The 14,138-nt window shown below is 55.2% G+C and carries 15 protein-coding genes; 3 read left to right on the top strand and 12 right to left on the bottom strand.

Going from position 1 to position 14,138, the window contains the following annotated elements; all coding sequences use genetic code 11:
• Positions 1–22: 22 nt before the first annotated feature.
• From MJA45_RS04725 to MJA45_RS04710, 4 genes are read right to left on the bottom strand one after another with little or no spacing between them, the layout of a single operon-like run.
• A complete protein-coding gene (locus MJA45_RS04725) occupies positions 23–775 on the bottom strand; it encodes an SDR family NAD(P)-dependent oxidoreductase (protein WP_315606134.1) in 753 nt (250 codons plus the stop codon).
• A gap of 12 nt (positions 776–787) precedes the next feature.
• Positions 788–1,162, bottom strand: coding sequence for a RidA family protein (locus MJA45_RS04720; RefSeq protein ID WP_315606133.1), 375 nt, complete (start codon positions 1,160–1,162; stop codon positions 788–790).
• Positions 1,159–2,457 carry a M20/M25/M40 family metallo-hydrolase gene (locus tag MJA45_RS04715; RefSeq protein WP_315606132.1) on the bottom strand — a complete coding sequence of 433 codons (1,299 nt, stop codon included), beginning with the start codon at positions 2,455–2,457 and terminating at the stop codon, positions 1,159–1,161. The genes MJA45_RS04720 and MJA45_RS04715 overlap by 4 nt, the downstream gene beginning before the upstream one ends.
• Positions 2,458–2,477: 20 nt before the next feature.
• Entirely contained in the window at positions 2,478–3,605 is a 1,128-nt protein-coding gene (locus MJA45_RS04710) for an alanine racemase (RefSeq protein ID WP_315606131.1), read from the bottom strand.
• Positions 3,606–3,695: 90 nt separating this feature from the next.
• Between MJA45_RS04710 and MJA45_RS04705 the strand changes: the two genes are divergently transcribed.
• Complete coding sequence (locus MJA45_RS04705; protein ID WP_315606130.1) at positions 3,696–4,475, top strand: IclR family transcriptional regulator; 780 nt, start codon at positions 3,696–3,698, stop codon at positions 4,473–4,475.
• Here the strand turns inward: MJA45_RS04705 and MJA45_RS04700 are convergent.
• The 5 genes from MJA45_RS04700 to MJA45_RS04680 all read right to left on the bottom strand — a co-directional run bounded on the left by MJA45_RS04700 (position 4,451) and on the right by MJA45_RS04680 (position 10,476).
• Complete coding sequence (locus tag MJA45_RS04700; RefSeq protein ID WP_315606129.1) at positions 4,451–5,491, bottom strand: zinc-dependent alcohol dehydrogenase; 1,041 nt, start codon at positions 5,489–5,491, stop codon at positions 4,451–4,453. The two genes, MJA45_RS04705 and MJA45_RS04700, sit on opposite strands and share 25 nt — an antisense overlap.
• A gap of 43 nt (positions 5,492–5,534) precedes the next feature.
• The gene (locus tag MJA45_RS04695; RefSeq protein WP_315606128.1) at positions 5,535–6,419 is read right to left on the bottom strand and encodes a dihydrodipicolinate synthase family protein; all 885 of its coding nucleotides are present in this window, start codon (positions 6,417–6,419) and stop codon (positions 5,535–5,537) included.
• Positions 6,420–6,810: 391 nt separating this feature from the next.
• Positions 6,811–8,706 carry an ABC transporter ATP-binding protein gene (locus MJA45_RS04690; protein ID WP_315606127.1) on the bottom strand — a complete coding sequence of 632 codons (1,896 nt, stop codon included), beginning with the start codon at positions 8,704–8,706 and terminating at the stop codon, positions 6,811–6,813.
• A gap of 148 nt (positions 8,707–8,854) precedes the next feature.
• Complete coding sequence (gene speD / locus MJA45_RS04685; RefSeq protein ID WP_315606126.1) at positions 8,855–9,685, bottom strand: adenosylmethionine decarboxylase; 831 nt, start codon at positions 9,683–9,685, stop codon at positions 8,855–8,857.
• 335 nt (positions 9,686–10,020) lie between these two features.
• The gene (locus tag MJA45_RS04680) at positions 10,021–10,476 is read right to left on the bottom strand and encodes a MarR family winged helix-turn-helix transcriptional regulator (RefSeq protein WP_315606125.1); all 456 of its coding nucleotides are present in this window, start codon (positions 10,474–10,476) and stop codon (positions 10,021–10,023) included.
• A 155-nt stretch (positions 10,477–10,631) separates the two neighbouring features.
• On the opposite strand from MJA45_RS04680, the gene MJA45_RS04675 reads away from it, so the two are divergent.
• Positions 10,632–11,675 (top strand): glycoside hydrolase family 113 protein, encoded by a 1,044-nt coding sequence (locus tag MJA45_RS04675; protein WP_315606124.1) that lies wholly within the window; start codon positions 10,632–10,634, stop codon positions 11,673–11,675.
• Positions 11,676–11,921: 246 nt separating this feature from the next.
• On the opposite strand, the gene MJA45_RS04670 is transcribed toward MJA45_RS04675, so the two are convergent.
• On the bottom strand, positions 11,922–12,416 hold the full coding sequence (locus MJA45_RS04670; RefSeq protein ID WP_315606123.1) for a DinB family protein: 495 nt from the start codon (positions 12,414–12,416) through the stop codon (positions 11,922–11,924).
• 33 nt (positions 12,417–12,449) lie between these two features.
• Positions 12,450–12,743 carry a hypothetical protein gene (locus MJA45_RS04665; RefSeq protein WP_315606122.1) on the bottom strand — a complete coding sequence of 98 codons (294 nt, stop codon included), beginning with the start codon at positions 12,741–12,743 and terminating at the stop codon, positions 12,450–12,452.
• A gap of 19 nt (positions 12,744–12,762) precedes the next feature.
• Between MJA45_RS04665 and MJA45_RS04660 the strand changes: the two genes are divergently transcribed.
• Positions 12,763–13,227, top strand: a complete 465-nt coding sequence (locus MJA45_RS04660; protein WP_315606121.1) for a GNAT family N-acetyltransferase — start codon at positions 12,763–12,765, stop codon at positions 13,225–13,227.
• A 139-nt stretch (positions 13,228–13,366) separates the two neighbouring features.
• Here MJA45_RS04660 and MJA45_RS04655 read toward each other — a convergent pair whose 3' ends face one another.
• On the bottom strand, positions 13,367–14,089 hold the full coding sequence (locus tag MJA45_RS04655) for a YebC/PmpR family DNA-binding transcriptional regulator (protein WP_315607938.1): 723 nt from the start codon (positions 14,087–14,089) through the stop codon (positions 13,367–13,369).
• Between the last annotated feature and the right edge of the window lie 49 nt (positions 14,090–14,138).

Genomic DNA, 14,138 nt, shown 5'->3' with positions numbered 1-14,138 from the left:
CTTCTCTCCAATTGTTCCCTTATTAAAATGCCAATTGTCCGCCGTCCACGACGATGGTCTCGCCTGTAATAAATGCGGCATCCTCCGATGCCAAAAAAGCGAAAACACCCGCCACATCCTTCGGCTTCCCTACCCGTCCAAGCGGGATTTTCTCCCGGACATACCTCTCGATAAATTCCGGGGAATCAATCGCCTCGCTCATCGGGGTCTGGATGTAGCCCGGGCAAACCGCATTGACCCGAATATGGCTGGAACCGAGCTCGATCGCCATGGTTTTGGTCAGCAGCACGACTCCCCCCTTGGAGGCATTGTAATGCGCGTACCCCGCCTCACCGACCAACCCGTTCGTAGAGGCCATATTGAGAATAACTCCGCCCCCCTGCCGGGCCATGACGCGCCCCACCTGCTGCGCCACCCAGAACATCCCGTTCAAATTGACGTCCATCACCTTACGCCAGTTTTCCGCTATAATATCGAGCACGGGCTCTTCCCAGGCGATTCCGGCATTGTTGACGAGAATGTCAATTTTGCCGTACCGCTCGACCGCCGCCGCGACCGCCCTTTCCACCTGTTCGGGGTCAGACACATCGGCGGTTAGTGCAAGAACGGGAGTTCCGCCGCCGGCAAGCTCCTTTTCCGTCTGACGCAAATCCGGCTCATAATCCGATACGAGAACAAGAGCGGCCCCTTCTTGGGCAAAGCGCTCCGCGATCGCCCTCCCGATCCCCCGTCCACTGCCCGTAATAAAAACGACACTTCCGTCAAACCTGCTCATTAGGCTTTCCTCCTATTCCGGCAGAGCCGCAATGACGTCTATTTCCACCAGGATGCCGTCAAGCTCACCGCCGAAGCAGGTACGCGCGGGCATCGGCGCTTCAAAGTATTCCTTGTACACCTCGTTAAAACGCCCGAAGTGACTCATATCCGACAAGATGACGTTGACTTTCACCACATGGTCCATCGAGCAATGGGCCGCTTGCAGAATAGTTACGATATTATCCAAGGTCAACCGGGCCTGTTCCTCTATGGTTTCTCCTGTGACGTAGCCCTGGGGATTGATCGGCCCTTGGCCCGATACGAATAAGAAGCCCTTGGATACAATCGCCTGTGAATAGGGACCGTCCCCCGGTGATGCATCCTTCGTAAAGATCGCTTGCCTCATCTTCCTTCTCCTTTTCCATCCGAAATTCCACACCATTCCAGAATGATGCCGGCGTATATTTCGGTTAATCGGCAGAGGGACTCTATGTCCACATACTCATCAGCCGCATGCGCGTTGGCTCCCGAAGGACCCAGGACAACCGCAGGGGTAGGACTGTATAAATTAAAAATAAAAGCATCACAAGCAAACGGGGCGCCATGAAAAGCGGGCTCCCCTGCGGTCACGCGCCGAACCTGTTCCCCCATAATAGGAAGAAGAGGCAGATCCGGAAGCACCTGCGAGCCGGGCAGGAACCGGATCATCTTCTGGAATTCGGGTAACGGCGCATCCGGGCCGAACTGGCGCCGATACCCCGTTAAGATCTCCTCCTTCAGCGATTCCTCCGTCGTTCCGGGATGGCACTCCACCCATACATCGATAGCGCATTCTTCGGGACCTACATCGCAGAGGGGGGAGGCCAAATCACCCGCCGCGGCCCGTGTCGGAATAACCGGAAGTTCACCGGACGACGTATACCAGGGAGCGGGCCCTCCTCCCTTGCTGCGATCCCTTTCGAACTGCTCCAGATAAACCAGAAACTTAGCCGCGTCGTAAAGAGGATTGCGGATCGTTTCTCCGCTGAAGGCCAGCCCGGTTTGGCCGCGGAAGACGAGCCGCCACAGCGCTCCTCCCCGTGTAGCCGGACAAATGGCCAAGTTGGTCGGCTCGGGAATGATGGCCGCGTCCGCGTTATACCCCATCAATCTCCCGGCAAGGGTTCCGTTCGCTCCGCCAAATTCCTCGTCTACCACGGATTCCAGAATGACATCCCCTAAAGGCCTCAAGCCCAGCTCCATCAGGCACTTCACGGCCATAATCGAGGCCGCAAGCCCTCCTTTCATATCGAAGGAGCCCAGCCCGTATACTCTCCCCTGTTCAACCCGCGGTTCCCAAGGCGACGCCAGCCAGCCCGGAGCGACTACCGCCGTATCGATATGACTGGAAAACAGAAGTGACCTGCCGTTGCCCTGTCCTTTCCAAACGCCTGCCACGTTAGGGCGATGAGTATAGTCCTTTCCAGGAAAATAAGCCGGGTGGGAACGAAAAACCGGGGCCACCTCCGGGGAGTACAGCCTGGTTTCGAGTCCCATGCCTTCAAACAGAACCTGGAGCTCCCTTTGGCATTCCCCTTCCGTTCCGTCCGTCACTTGATTGACCGTTGGATGGCGAACGAGCCGGGCCGTCAATTCGACTATTCTATGCCGCTGGCCGGCCACCCAGCCGGCTATTTGTTGGGATATCTCGGATATGACCATCCTCCTCCTCCCTCCTCCCTCTATCGAACTTTGCCGCGAGCCGATACCTTCCACAGTTCCACCACATGCCCTTGACGGACAGCGGCTACCTGGTCCGTCAGATTAACCACGGCGCAGCAGTGAACCGGGATAACTTCCAGCTGCTCTCCTATCTTCAGCCCCTGCTCTTCCGGTGCCAACCGCAGCATCCCGTGCTCCTCCGTCATCCATTCCAGCGTAATGCCCGGGCGTCCGGGTACATACCCCCGGCCGGTACCGATAGGAGAATCTTCCCCATCGCTCGAGAATACTTTCGTCCCTGCGTCGATAACGGCCCGATCCTCCGCAGGCCGGCTGATTACCGTCACTTTAACCGTTAAAGCACAATGCTCCAGCTTGTGAGCCCCAAGCTTTACCTGCATCAAATCCCCGAACACGTAAGTGCCGGGACGTATTTCGGTAATGCCCGGCATCCCCGCCACATGAGGGCTAGACGGAGTGGAGCCTGCGCTCACTACCGTTATCTCGAAGCCTTCCTTACGGAGCCGTTCGGTCAGTTCTCTTACCGTCTCCGCTTCCAGCTTAACGGTCCGGAGCAGCTCCTCCGTATCCCCTGCGTCGTACGATTGGCCAGCAAAGGTCAACAACCCTTCCAGCTTAAGCCAAGGATCCGCCGCGATGGCCCTCGCGATCGCCAGTACGTCTTCCTCTTGGGTTATCCCCACCCGGTTAAACCCGCTGTCTACCTCAATCAGAACGGAGACCGTCAAGCCGGCCATCCGTCCGGCCTCCGAGACGGCCTTCATCCCATCGTAGCTTTCCACGACTACCGTCAAATGAGCTTTTGGCAGAAGCTCAGCCAGCCGTTCTATCTTTCTCGGGCCGATGATCGGATACGCGATCAGAAGATTCCGGATCCCCCCTTCGATCATGGCTTCCGCCTCCCCAAGCTTGGCTACGGTAACGCCTGACGCCCCGGCCTCCATTTGCAAACGGGCGATTTCCGGCATCTTATGCGTTTTGGCGTGCGGCCTGAGCTTAATTCCGTTTTGGTCTGCCACCGCCTGCATGGACGCGATGTTACCCATGACCAAATCAAGATCGATAAGAACGAAAGGGGTATCCAGTTCGTTTGTTTGGATCATGCAAGCCGCTTCCACTCTTTCCATCCAGGATTTTCCGAATCCCTTTCTTGTTTTCCCGTACATTTTATGCTTAAATGAAAAAGGTTTTGATATAGCAAAAAGGAGGGGGCCGTTATGACTAAAAGAAAATATTCGGTACCCGCCCTGGAAAAAGGGCTTTCGATTATAGAGACACTGGCCAACTCCCCGGTTCCGCTCGGGGTAACCGATATATACGAAACCAGTAAGCTTCCTAAATCAACGATCTTTATGATCCTGACCACACTGGAGGAGTTGAATTATCTCCAAAAAGCGGAGGACGGCAAGTACCGGTTAACGTTGAAGCTGTACAACATCGGGATGGAGATGCTGTCCAAGATGGATCTTCGGAATATAGCCAGACCCCTCATGGAAGAATTAGCTGCCGAGCTCCGCGTTACGGTCCATCTGGCCATTCTCGAGAACGGTAAAGCAACCTATATCGAGAAGGTCAAAGGCCCCGGCTTCGTCCAGTTCTCCACCGAAGTCGGTCAATCCATGCCCCTGCACAACTCCGGGGTAGGCAAAGTTCTGGCCGCCTTCCTGCCTAAGGACACCTTGGAGTCCTATTTAAAGCTTCACGGCATGCCGGCGACAACGGAACACACGATCACCTCCCACGAAGCGTTCACGAAATTTCTTGAGAATGTTCGCGAGAGCGGTTTCGCCATCGAGGATGAGGAGGGTGAACTGGGTATAAGGTGCATCGCCGCACCGATTTACGATCATACAGGAGCGGTCGCTGCCGCCCTCAGCATTACAGCGCTGCGCAATGAGCTTCCGAGTATTTCTTTCCCGGAAGTTGGCCGGAAAGTGAAGCAGAAAGCCATGCAAATTTCTTTTAGATTAGGCTATGACCGGACAGAGGAAGAGTAAGGAACCAACAGCACCTTCGCTACTTTTCCGGGATTGCTCAGGAGCTTATCATACCATTCCGCCCCTTCCTCCAGAGGGGCTTCCACCACCCCATCCGTCAAGCCTATCCGTCCTTCGGCTAACCAATTTAAAGCCGTTTGGAAGTTAACCGCGGAGTAAGCGAAGGAGCCGGCAACATGAAATTCGCTGCGAATCATCGTATTGACCGGCAGGACGGACTCCGCTTCATGCAGACCCGTATAAATGATGCGTCCCCCGGGAACCGTTACCTCCATACACTGGCTGCGGGTAAGGGATGCGCCGACCGCATCCACGGCAATGTCCGCCCCTCCGCCTGTTCTCTTTAGGACTTCCGCCACAACCTCGTCCTTCCTCGGAGAGAGTGGTACCGCTCCCAGCGCCTCCGCCATTCCGAGCCGCTCGGCGTGCAGATCCACAGCATAGATCTCTTTGACGCCATACACCTTCAAGGCCTGAAGAACGAACAGCCCGATGGGCCCCATCCCAAAGATAACGGCTTTATCGCCGGGCCGGGGAGAGGCCAGCTCCGCCACGCGGACGCCGCATGCGATCGGCTCTACCAAAGCCCCCTGCTGCAGGGTAAGATGATCCGGCAGAGGGTGGACGAAGGCAGCCGGAATTTTCACAAGCTCGGCGTTGCTTCCCGGCAGCGCGGCGCTCAACAATTTCCGGCCCCGGCAAAGCTGCTGGCGGCCGCTGAGACAATAACCGCAATGCCCGCAGGTGACGAGCGGATTGGCCGTGACCCGCTGACCGGGCTGCAGGCCGAAAACCTTCGACGCGTTGGCTCCCGCCTCTACAATCGTCCCCGAAAATTCATGCCCGAACACGAGCGGCGGCTTACGCAGCGCGTTATGGCCTAAATACCCGCTCAACTCTGAGCCGCAAATACCGGAGAACGCAACTTGGATGACTACCTCATCCTCCGTGATGGAGGGAGGCGCGATCTCGCGAATCCGCATTTCTCTCGGTCCCTCATATAGTAAGGCCTTCATCGATGTACCTCCCGCTTTATCTCCTTGTAAGGCTGGTACTAAACTAAACCGCGTAAGCCGAAGCCCCGGTGTGGTAGCCCAGCATGATCTCCCTCAATCTTTCCTCCGTGACAGGCAGCAAAGGAAGCTTGGTCTCGAAGCTTGAGAACACGCCAAGCTGATGAAGCAGCGCCTTGGTGGTTGCAATTTCATCTCCCGGCCCAAACAGGTGAATAAACGGAAGGATCACTTGGGAGAAGATGCGGAAGCTTTCCTCTCGGTTTCCCGATTGATAAGTGTCCCAGCACTCCCGAAAGGCCTCAGGATAAACAATCGGAGCGATAATCATGTTTCCGTCTATGCCGGCCTCAAAGGCCCGAAAGCAAATGATATCGTCGCCGCCGAACACGGCCAGAGAGGAGTTCTTCTTCAAGCTGCGGATTTTCTCGAAATGGTGATCCGTCATCTTTACCGCTTTGATCTGCGGTACGTCCCGAACCATTTGCAGAAGCTGATCGGCGGTATAATGCGTCTTCGTCGTAACAGGGTTATCGTAAAACACCAGGTCAAGACCGGTTTGTTCCGCCAGCTCCCCCATGTAATCCGTGACCATCTGCAGCGAGTTCGGAAAATAATACGGACTCGGCACGAGCGCCGAACGGACCCCGCTTTCCTTGGCGGCAACTCCGATGGCAACCGCCTCGCGAAGGTTCGTATGCCCGAGTCCGACGACAAGCTCCTTGCCGTCCGGCATCCGTTCGGACAGGTACCGGACGATATCGATTCTTTCCTGCAGGAGAAGCGACGGGGCTTCCCCTGTACTGCCGCACACCACATAACCGTCGAGCCTATCGATGGTTCGTTCCATCAGCCGGTCGAATCCCGCATATTCAATGGCTCCGTTCAGGAAAGGCGTTGGAATAACAGGGATATTTCCTTTTAATGACATAAGCTTCTCCTCCAGGCGTCATTTTTCATAATACCGAAAACTTGTTTTATCCTATATTCAGAAAAAGGTCTCACCATGGCGGCTGCTAAAGAAGATAGGCTGGTTTGAAGCCTTACATACACCTCCTTACCCCTCTGCTAGTACCGCAAGGCGATCATCACAAATTCGACATACAGAAAAACAATTTGTTATTACAAAAAAAGTCTACACTGTCATTTCAGCTTCGTCAACCCGATTCTATCGGACCTGTATCACACCTGTCGTGTCAATTAAGCTATCATGCTGATGGATAACTAAGCGGAGAGCCTTGTCGAGGAGGTCCATCCCCATAACCAAAAAGCCTGCCGACAGACGGCAGGCTTCGGGAACTATCCTTTCCCGCAGCGGGGGATTAAATGGCGGCGAGCTCCTCGGGACGCATGGCCTTCAGCTGCTTCTCGTACAGCTCCCGGTACATCCCGTTGCGCAGCAGGAGCTCCGGATGGCGGCCCCTCTCGACAATCGTCCCCTGGTCGACCACGAGAATCTGATCGGCCCGGACGACCGTCGCCAGCCGGTGGGCGATAATAAACGTGGTGCGGTTCTCCATCAGCTTCTCCAACGCCTTGGTGACCAAATATTCCGATTCGGCATCGAGCGCCGACGTCGCTTCGTCGAGGATGAGAATGCGCGGGTTCTTCAGCAGGGCGCGGGCGATGGCAATCCGCTGCTTCTGCCCGCCGGACAGCCGGACTCCCCTTTCCCCGATGACGGTATCGTACTTCTGGTCCCACTCCATAATGAAATCATGGGCATGGGCCGCCTTGGCCGCCTCCATCACCTGCTCCTGATCCGCATGCGGATTGCCGTAGGCGATGTTCTCATAAACGCTTCCCGAGAACAGGATGTTGTCCTGCAGCACCAGGGCGATCTGGCTCCGCACGGCGAATAGGTCATACTCGCGCAAATCCCGCCCGTCCAAATAAACGGTCCCTTCATCCGGATCGTAGAACCGGGGAATGAAGTTGATGATCGTGGATTTCCCGGCACCGCTTGGCCCAACGAGAGCAATGACCTCTCCGCTTTTCGCCTCGAAGCTTACGTTAAAAAGGGCTTCCCGTTCTTCTCTAACGATCGGAGGAGGCTCGGGGGCCGTTTTCGGCGGAAGCCAGTAGAAGCGCTTCAGAGGGACCAGCGGCTTCACAATCTCGTGATCCCCCTGGCCCTTCGGTTTGGGCACCGGCCTTTCGGAGACGTACGTGAAGCTTACGTTCTCGAAAACCACGTCACCCCGGCAGGTGGGTAGCGGCAGCGGATTCTCGCGGTTCTTCACCTCCGGCTGCAGGTCGAAGACCTCGAAAATCCGTTCCACGTTGCTGAGCGAATTCTGTATGGTAACGTTTACCTCCGAGAACCGCTGAATCGGCCCGTACAGCTGGGAAAGATACGCCTGGAAAGCGATCAGCTCACCCAACGTCATGGCCCCGTTCAGCACCATCGTCCCTCCGGCCAGCCATACCAGGATGCCGCCCAGATCCTGGAAGCTTTGGCTCGCCCGCCCGAGCAGGTTGGACAGCAGCTGGGCCTTCACCGTGTAGCGGTAATGATGCTTCGCCTGCCGGTGAAACCGATCCGCCTCGATCGATTCGCGGTTAAACGCCTGAACGATCTTCATTCCGGCCAGGCGCTCCACGAGAATCCCGGAAATGCGCTCCATCTGCTGATGGACCGAACGCCAGGCGAACCGGATGCGGACGTTCAGGTTCGTAAACGTCAGGTAGTAAAGCGGCAGCAGACACAAGGACAGAAGCGCGAGACCGGGATCGAGCCGAAACAGCATAATGGCCGCAAAACCAACCAGAAACAGATCGACGAGCAGGTTCAGCACCCCGCCCCCGACCAGATTCTGGGCACCGTTCACATCGTTAAGCACCCGGGAGACGATGCTCCCCACCTGCCGGCTCTCGAAGTAATTCTGGGAGAGGGACTGCATGTGCCGGTAAAGCTGCTCGCGGACGTCCACGATCATCCGGCTGCCGAGCCGGGAGATGGCTACCTGGTGAACGAACTTGAGCAGATTTCCGGCGACGTATACCCCGGCCAGCACCCCTACCACCTTATGCAGCGTCCAGAAGCTCTCCTTGCCGGGGAGCACTTCGTCAATCATAACCTTCGTCATCCAAGGCACCGTTAGCGGGACGACGAACTGCAGCAGCCCCAGGGCGACGATGAAGCCCAACCGGATGCGGTAAGGCTTCAAGAACGACAAATAGCGTCGGAAGAGCAGCGACCGGCTCTGTTTCTCCAATCCTTCTAACCCCCTTAGGCAATGGAAAGGTTTTCCTAACTAATGAGATTCTAGTTGATCTGGAGATAATCAGCAATCGTATCCTCCCCCCTTTAGAGCTCCTTATTGGCATAAAAAAGACCGCTCACGCGGTCTCTTTGCCATTCGCTTATTTTTCCTCTTCCACGGTGCCCGGGTATATGTTTTTGCCGTAGAAGATCTCGTCCATCTCCCACTGTACGCTCTCCGTGATGTCCTTCTGCTCCTCGTGGCTCAGCTTATCCTTGGTGTAGCCGAACAGGTAATTGTTCAGGTCAAAGTTCCTCAGCTTGCATTTCGTATGAAAAATGTTCTCCTGGTACACGTTCACGTCGATCATGTGGTACATGTCCTTGGCCTCGTCCGGAATGTAGTTCTGGATGGAGCTGATCTCGTGGTCGATGAACAGCTTATGGCCGCTCACATCCCGCGTGAAGCCGCGGACCCGGTAATCGATCGTCATGATGTCGGTGTCGAAGGAATGAATGAGGTAGGTCAGCGCCTTCAGCGGAGAAATCTCCCCGCAAGTAGACACGTCGATGTCCGCGCGGAACGTGCTGATCCCTTCGTCCGGATGGTACTCCGGATAGGTATGGACGGTGATATGGCTCTTGTCGAGCTGCATCACGACCGTTTCCGGCAGCGGCCCCGGGGTCTCCTCGAAATTCTCCGTCGGCACCTCGACGACCGGCCCTTCCGAGACAAGCATCGTCACGCTGGCCCCCTGCGGCACATAGTCCTGTTTGGCAATGTTAAGCACGTGGGCGCCGATAATATCGGAAACCGTCTTCAGGATATGGGTGAGCCGGTCCGAGTTGTATTGTTCGTCGATATACTCGAGGTAAGCCTCGCGTTCCTCCTTGGTCTTCGTGTAGCAGATGTCATACATATTGAAGCTTAAGGATTTCGTCAAATTGTTGAAGCCGTGTAAGGTGATCCGCTGTTCCGGTGTAAGTTTCATGGCAGATGTCCCCTTTGTTCTGAGCGTAGTATGGTCCTTACGTACTTTTATACCCTATTCTCCCCGTGGAAAAACATGACCGCTTTTCTTGGAAAAGCCGTCATAGGAGAAATCGCTCGCAGGAAAACACAGGGGCAGCCAGGATGGAAACAGGACAACGGAGAGCGGCCGGGGCGTCTTATAACCCTTTCTAGAAAAAAGAAGAACCCCAGCCTCCCGAAATAACCGCTGGATAGAAAAGTGCCGCAGCAGTTGGATTGACTCGTCTGTGGCTTGCATCTGAGCTTTCGAACCGTTCATTCGGCAGTTGTCCTCAGGCCGGAGGCTCTTCCTCCTTACTCCAGCCTGCTTAATATCCGGGAAAGCTTGACCAGGACATACTCGAGATCCGCCTGGTCCTCCTCGCCAAGCCCCTCCAGCTTCCGGCAAAGGGTCCCGTGAAGCCCGGCCCACCGCTCGTAGACCAAGGCTCTGCCTTTCTCCGTCAGCGTAAGCCGGACCGACCGTTTGTCCGCGGCATCCGCTTCCCGCCGGACATACTGCTTCTGTTCGAGCCGGGTGATCAGCGGCGTCAGCTGCTGCTTCGACACCAGGATGGTCCGGGCCAAATCGCTCATGGCGATCCCCTCTTCCCGCTGGTACATTTCCTCGAGAACATGAACCTGCAGGTGGGTCAGTCCGGTCGAAGGCCGCCGTCCCGCGGTCCCGGCTCCCGATGCGTCCAGCTTGCGGTAAAGCTGGGGAATCAGCTGCAGGTACCCCGCCGCCATTGTGCTGATTTTGGTATCCATGGGTTGCCCTCCGATAAGGTCTATTGACAAAAAGTAAATGTTTCTTTATTTTTTAACTAAATAAACCCAGAAAATATACAATAATTCATTAATGATTATTTACTTTATCACAGCCGGCAATTTGGAACAACAGCCGCTCCCAAGGAGGATGAGAGATGGATAACCGGAAGGGACTTTCCCTTCGGGGCGTGGTGTATGATGTGGGAACGCACACGAGAGGAGCGGCCGCTTCCACCCGCGAAGCTTTCGACCCGGAGGTGGTGCGCCAAGAAATCCGCATCATCAGCCGCGACCTGCAGGCGAACGCGATTCGCCTGACGGGACGGGACATCGGCCGGCTGACGCTGGCTGCGGAAGCGGCGCTTGCGGAAGGCTTGGAGGTATGGGTCTCGCCCGAGCGGATAGATGCCGGGGAAGAGGAAACGCTGGCCCATTACGCCGAGTGCGCCAAAGCGATGGAGAAGCTGCGGAAGAAAACGCCAAAAATCGTGTTTGTGGCGGGCTGGGAGCTCAGCTTTTTTATGAAGGGGCTGGTTACAGGGGATACCGCCTTCGACCGGATTAGGACGGTCATGAACCCGTTTCGCCTTCTGATGAGCACGATCCGGCTGGGCTCGTTTCACAAACGGCTGAACGCCTTTCTAAGGAAGGCCGCCGCGGTGGTGCGGGAGCATTTTCATGGGCCGCTGACCTATGCCTCCGGCACTTGGGAGAACGTGGATTGGAGCCTATTCGACTACGTGGGCATGGATTACTACCGGGACAAAGCCAACGCGGCAGCTTACCGGAGCAAGCTGCGGGACTATGCCAAGCATGGCAAGCCGGTCGTCGTTCTGGAGTTCGGAAGCTGCACGTACACGGGGGCCAAGGACAAAGGCAGCTACGGATGGATTATCGTCGACCGGAATGTCACCCCGCCCCGGCTCAAAGGGGATTACGAGAGGGACGAAGAGGAGCAGGCTCAGCAGCTTCGGGAGCTGCTCGACCTGTACGGGGAAGAAGAGGTCTATGGGGCCTTCTGGTTTACCTTCGTCATGCCTACCTATCCGTACGACGAGAATCCGGCGCATGACTTGGACCGGGCGAGCTATGCCTTGGTCCGGAGCTTGAAGGGGCAAACGGGCACCGCCTACCCCGGCATGCCGTGGGAACCGAAGAAGGCCTTCTATGCCTTGGCGGAGCGATACCGGAAGAGCTAGAGCCTTATCCAGTACCTTAGTTGGCGGGAAAGCCTCTGGACGCACACGAATACCAATAAGGAAGCAGAACAACACTCACGGATAAGGCACTGGTTCGCTTGGCGGTAGGAATCGTGGACGCCGGTATGTAAAGACCAAGGTACCGCCAAGGGAAACGGAAGGAAAGGTGTGGGGTAAGGCACGGGAGCGGCCATCGTGGTAAGCCCTAAGAGGAAGCCGCTGGTCGTCCTTCGGCTCCCCCTTGCCTCACCGTCCGAGGGCCCGCTCCAGCTCCTCCTTCTGCCGAAGGTGATGGCGGAAGTGCATTCCGACCAGCGCCAGCCACTCCGACGCATTCAGCCAGCCGAAGCCTCCATGCCTCACCTTAAGGTTCGGGTTCACCTCGTCCACCCTTCCCTCCCAGTCCTGCATCCGCCGCATGACCTCCTCCAGTCCGCGCCGGTGGTCGTCGGCCGTTTCCGTATTGTCGGGAATGTCTCCGGGGAGCTTGATCCGGACAGGAGGAAACCCGCCGAGCCGGTACAATTCCTCGCCGAATTCCGTTTTGCCGAGCGGCTGTTCCTCCTCCGCTGCCGCACAGGCTTCCACGAAATCCAGATATTCGAGAGACGCCAGCACCAAATGGTTGTACAGCTGGCCGAGCGACCAGACCCCCTCCGCCGTGACCCGCCTCAGCTCCTCCTCCGTATACCCGGCTAAGGCTGCCCGGAAGATTTCGATCGTTTCCCTGTCGGTTGGCATGATTGTTTCCTCCCTGTTTTCTAATCTTCTAAATTATTTTATGATTTCTGCTTTTTCTGAATCAATCTTGATCATGCTCGGTGCACTTTTGGGATATTGGTCCATCTCTATTTCCCATATATGGCAATCTGCATCGTAATTCATACCCTTAATAAATGCCTGCTTTCCTTGTTTTTCCTTTAAAGCGATTTTTGCAGCATCAAGTTGAGATAACTTTGGAGATAGGCTTCCCTTGAGTATTTTTATTGTTTTTGCCGTTATTCTTGCAGGTAAGGAGTCTTCTACATTCCCATTATAGCTGACATTAATCTTTAGTCCGGTCTGCAATTTAGCGGAAATGAAAATAGTGAATGCCACCAAGGATGATTTAACGAGTTGGCTTGAGCTTGCCTCTGAAGTTGAATATCTATTTGGTCCCATGATCAGCGACCGGAAATTCCTTCAGGCCTTAGAGAAAAATATAAACCAACAATCCGCTTTTTGCATTAGGGAACAGGACGGGATGCCAGGTACCCGTTTACTTGGCGGGATACTTTTTTCTTCTTCAAACGCTCCAATCTATAAGATTGGATGGTTATCGGTTTCATCTAAAGCAAGAAATACGGGTGTCGCAAGCAAACTATTAAGACATGTATTAGAACTTGTGATGGCTCCAGCAGAAGTGCTTGTCACAACTTTTGGTGATGATATTCCAGATGGACAACCCGCAAGAAATTTATATTTAAAATTTGGTTTCGTTCCACAAGAGAAGTCTGTTCTGAACGGTCCAGAAGGACGTAGTCGTCAAAAATTTAAGCTGGTTATTAAGTAAGGATAATTCAACCAGCCATTGGTGGCTTGTTTGGTTTACAACAAACAGTCTATTTATCGCAGCCACAAAATAAAAAACTCACTCCCTGTACGATTGGTGTCATACAAAGAGTGAGTTCTTTATTTGTTATTCTTACTGCTTACTCCTCGTCAAACTCGACGTTGTGGTAAACCTGCTGAACGTCCTCGAGATCCTCAAGGGCATCGATCAGCTTCTCGAATTGGACCTGCGCGTCGGCGGGCAGGGTGACGGAGGTTTGCGGCAGCATGGTGAGCTCGGCTACGCTGAATTCCGAGATCCCCGCGTTCTTCAGCGCCTCCTGAACGGCGTGGAACTGATCGGGCTCCGCGTACACGATGATGTCTTCGTCTTCTTCGACAATATCGCGCACATCCACATCGGATTCGAGCAGGATCTCCATCACTTCGTCCAGCGTCTTGCCTGTTACGCCGATGACCGCCGAAGCATCGAACATATAAGCGACGGAGCCGCTTACGCCCATGCTTCCTCCGTTCTTGTTGAAGGCGGCGCGCACGGCGGGAGCCGTCCGGTTTACGTTGTTCGTCAGGGCGTCGATGATCAGCATCGAGCCGTTCGGTCCGAAGCCTTCGTAGCGGAGATCTTCGTAGTTCTCTTCCCCGCTTCCCTTCGCCTTATCCAAGGCGCGGTCGATGATGGCCTTCGGCACATTGTACGTTTTGGCCCGCTCGAGCACGACTTTCAGCGCCCGGTTGGCTTCCGGATCCGGCTCGCCCTTCTTCGCGGCCACATAGATTTCGACTCCGAATTTGGCATAAACCCGGCTGGTGTTGGCATCCTTGGATGCTTTCTTCTCTTTAATGTTATTCCACTTGCGTCCCATATCGGTCTCACTTTCTACCTTGTACTTTAGTTCCATTATATACGATTTC

The organism is Paenibacillus aurantius, from assembly GCF_032268605.1.
Lineage (GTDB): Bacteria > Bacillota > Bacilli > Paenibacillales > NBRC-103111 > Paenibacillus_AO > Paenibacillus_AO aurantius.
This window is presented reverse-complemented; position numbering and strand designations above follow the sequence as displayed.

Coding starts and splice junctions, on each gene's coding strand:
- MJA45_RS04725 (WP_315606134.1), bottom strand. CDS start 775: ATGAGCAGGTTTGACGGAAGTGTCGTTTTTATTACGGGCAGTGGACGG.
- MJA45_RS04720 (WP_315606133.1), bottom strand. CDS start 1,162: ATGAGGCAAGCGATCTTTACGAAGGATGCATCACCGGGGGACGGTCCC.
- MJA45_RS04715 (WP_315606132.1), bottom strand. CDS start 2,457: ATGGTCATATCCGAGATATCCCAACAAATAGCCGGCTGGGTGGCCGGC.
- MJA45_RS04710 (WP_315606131.1), bottom strand. CDS start 3,605: ATGGAAAGAGTGGAAGCGGCTTGCATGATCCAAACAAACGAACTGGAT.
- MJA45_RS04705 (WP_315606130.1), top strand. CDS start 3,696: ATGACTAAAAGAAAATATTCGGTACCCGCCCTGGAAAAAGGGCTTTCG.
- MJA45_RS04700 (WP_315606129.1), bottom strand. CDS start 5,491: ATGAAGGCCTTACTATATGAGGGACCGAGAGAAATGCGGATTCGCGAG.
- MJA45_RS04695 (WP_315606128.1), bottom strand. CDS start 6,419: ATGTCATTAAAAGGAAATATCCCTGTTATTCCAACGCCTTTCCTGAAC.
- speD (WP_315606126.1), bottom strand. CDS start 9,685: ATGAAACTTACACCGGAACAGCGGATCACCTTACACGGCTTCAACAAT.
- MJA45_RS04680 (WP_315606125.1), bottom strand. CDS start 10,476: ATGGATACCAAAATCAGCACAATGGCGGCGGGGTACCTGCAGCTGATT.
- MJA45_RS04675 (WP_315606124.1), top strand. CDS start 10,632: ATGGATAACCGGAAGGGACTTTCCCTTCGGGGCGTGGTGTATGATGTG.
- MJA45_RS04670 (WP_315606123.1), bottom strand. CDS start 12,416: ATGCCAACCGACAGGGAAACGATCGAAATCTTCCGGGCAGCCTTAGCC.
- MJA45_RS04655 (WP_315607938.1), bottom strand. CDS start 14,089: ATGGGACGCAAGTGGAATAACATTAAAGAGAAGAAAGCATCCAAGGAT.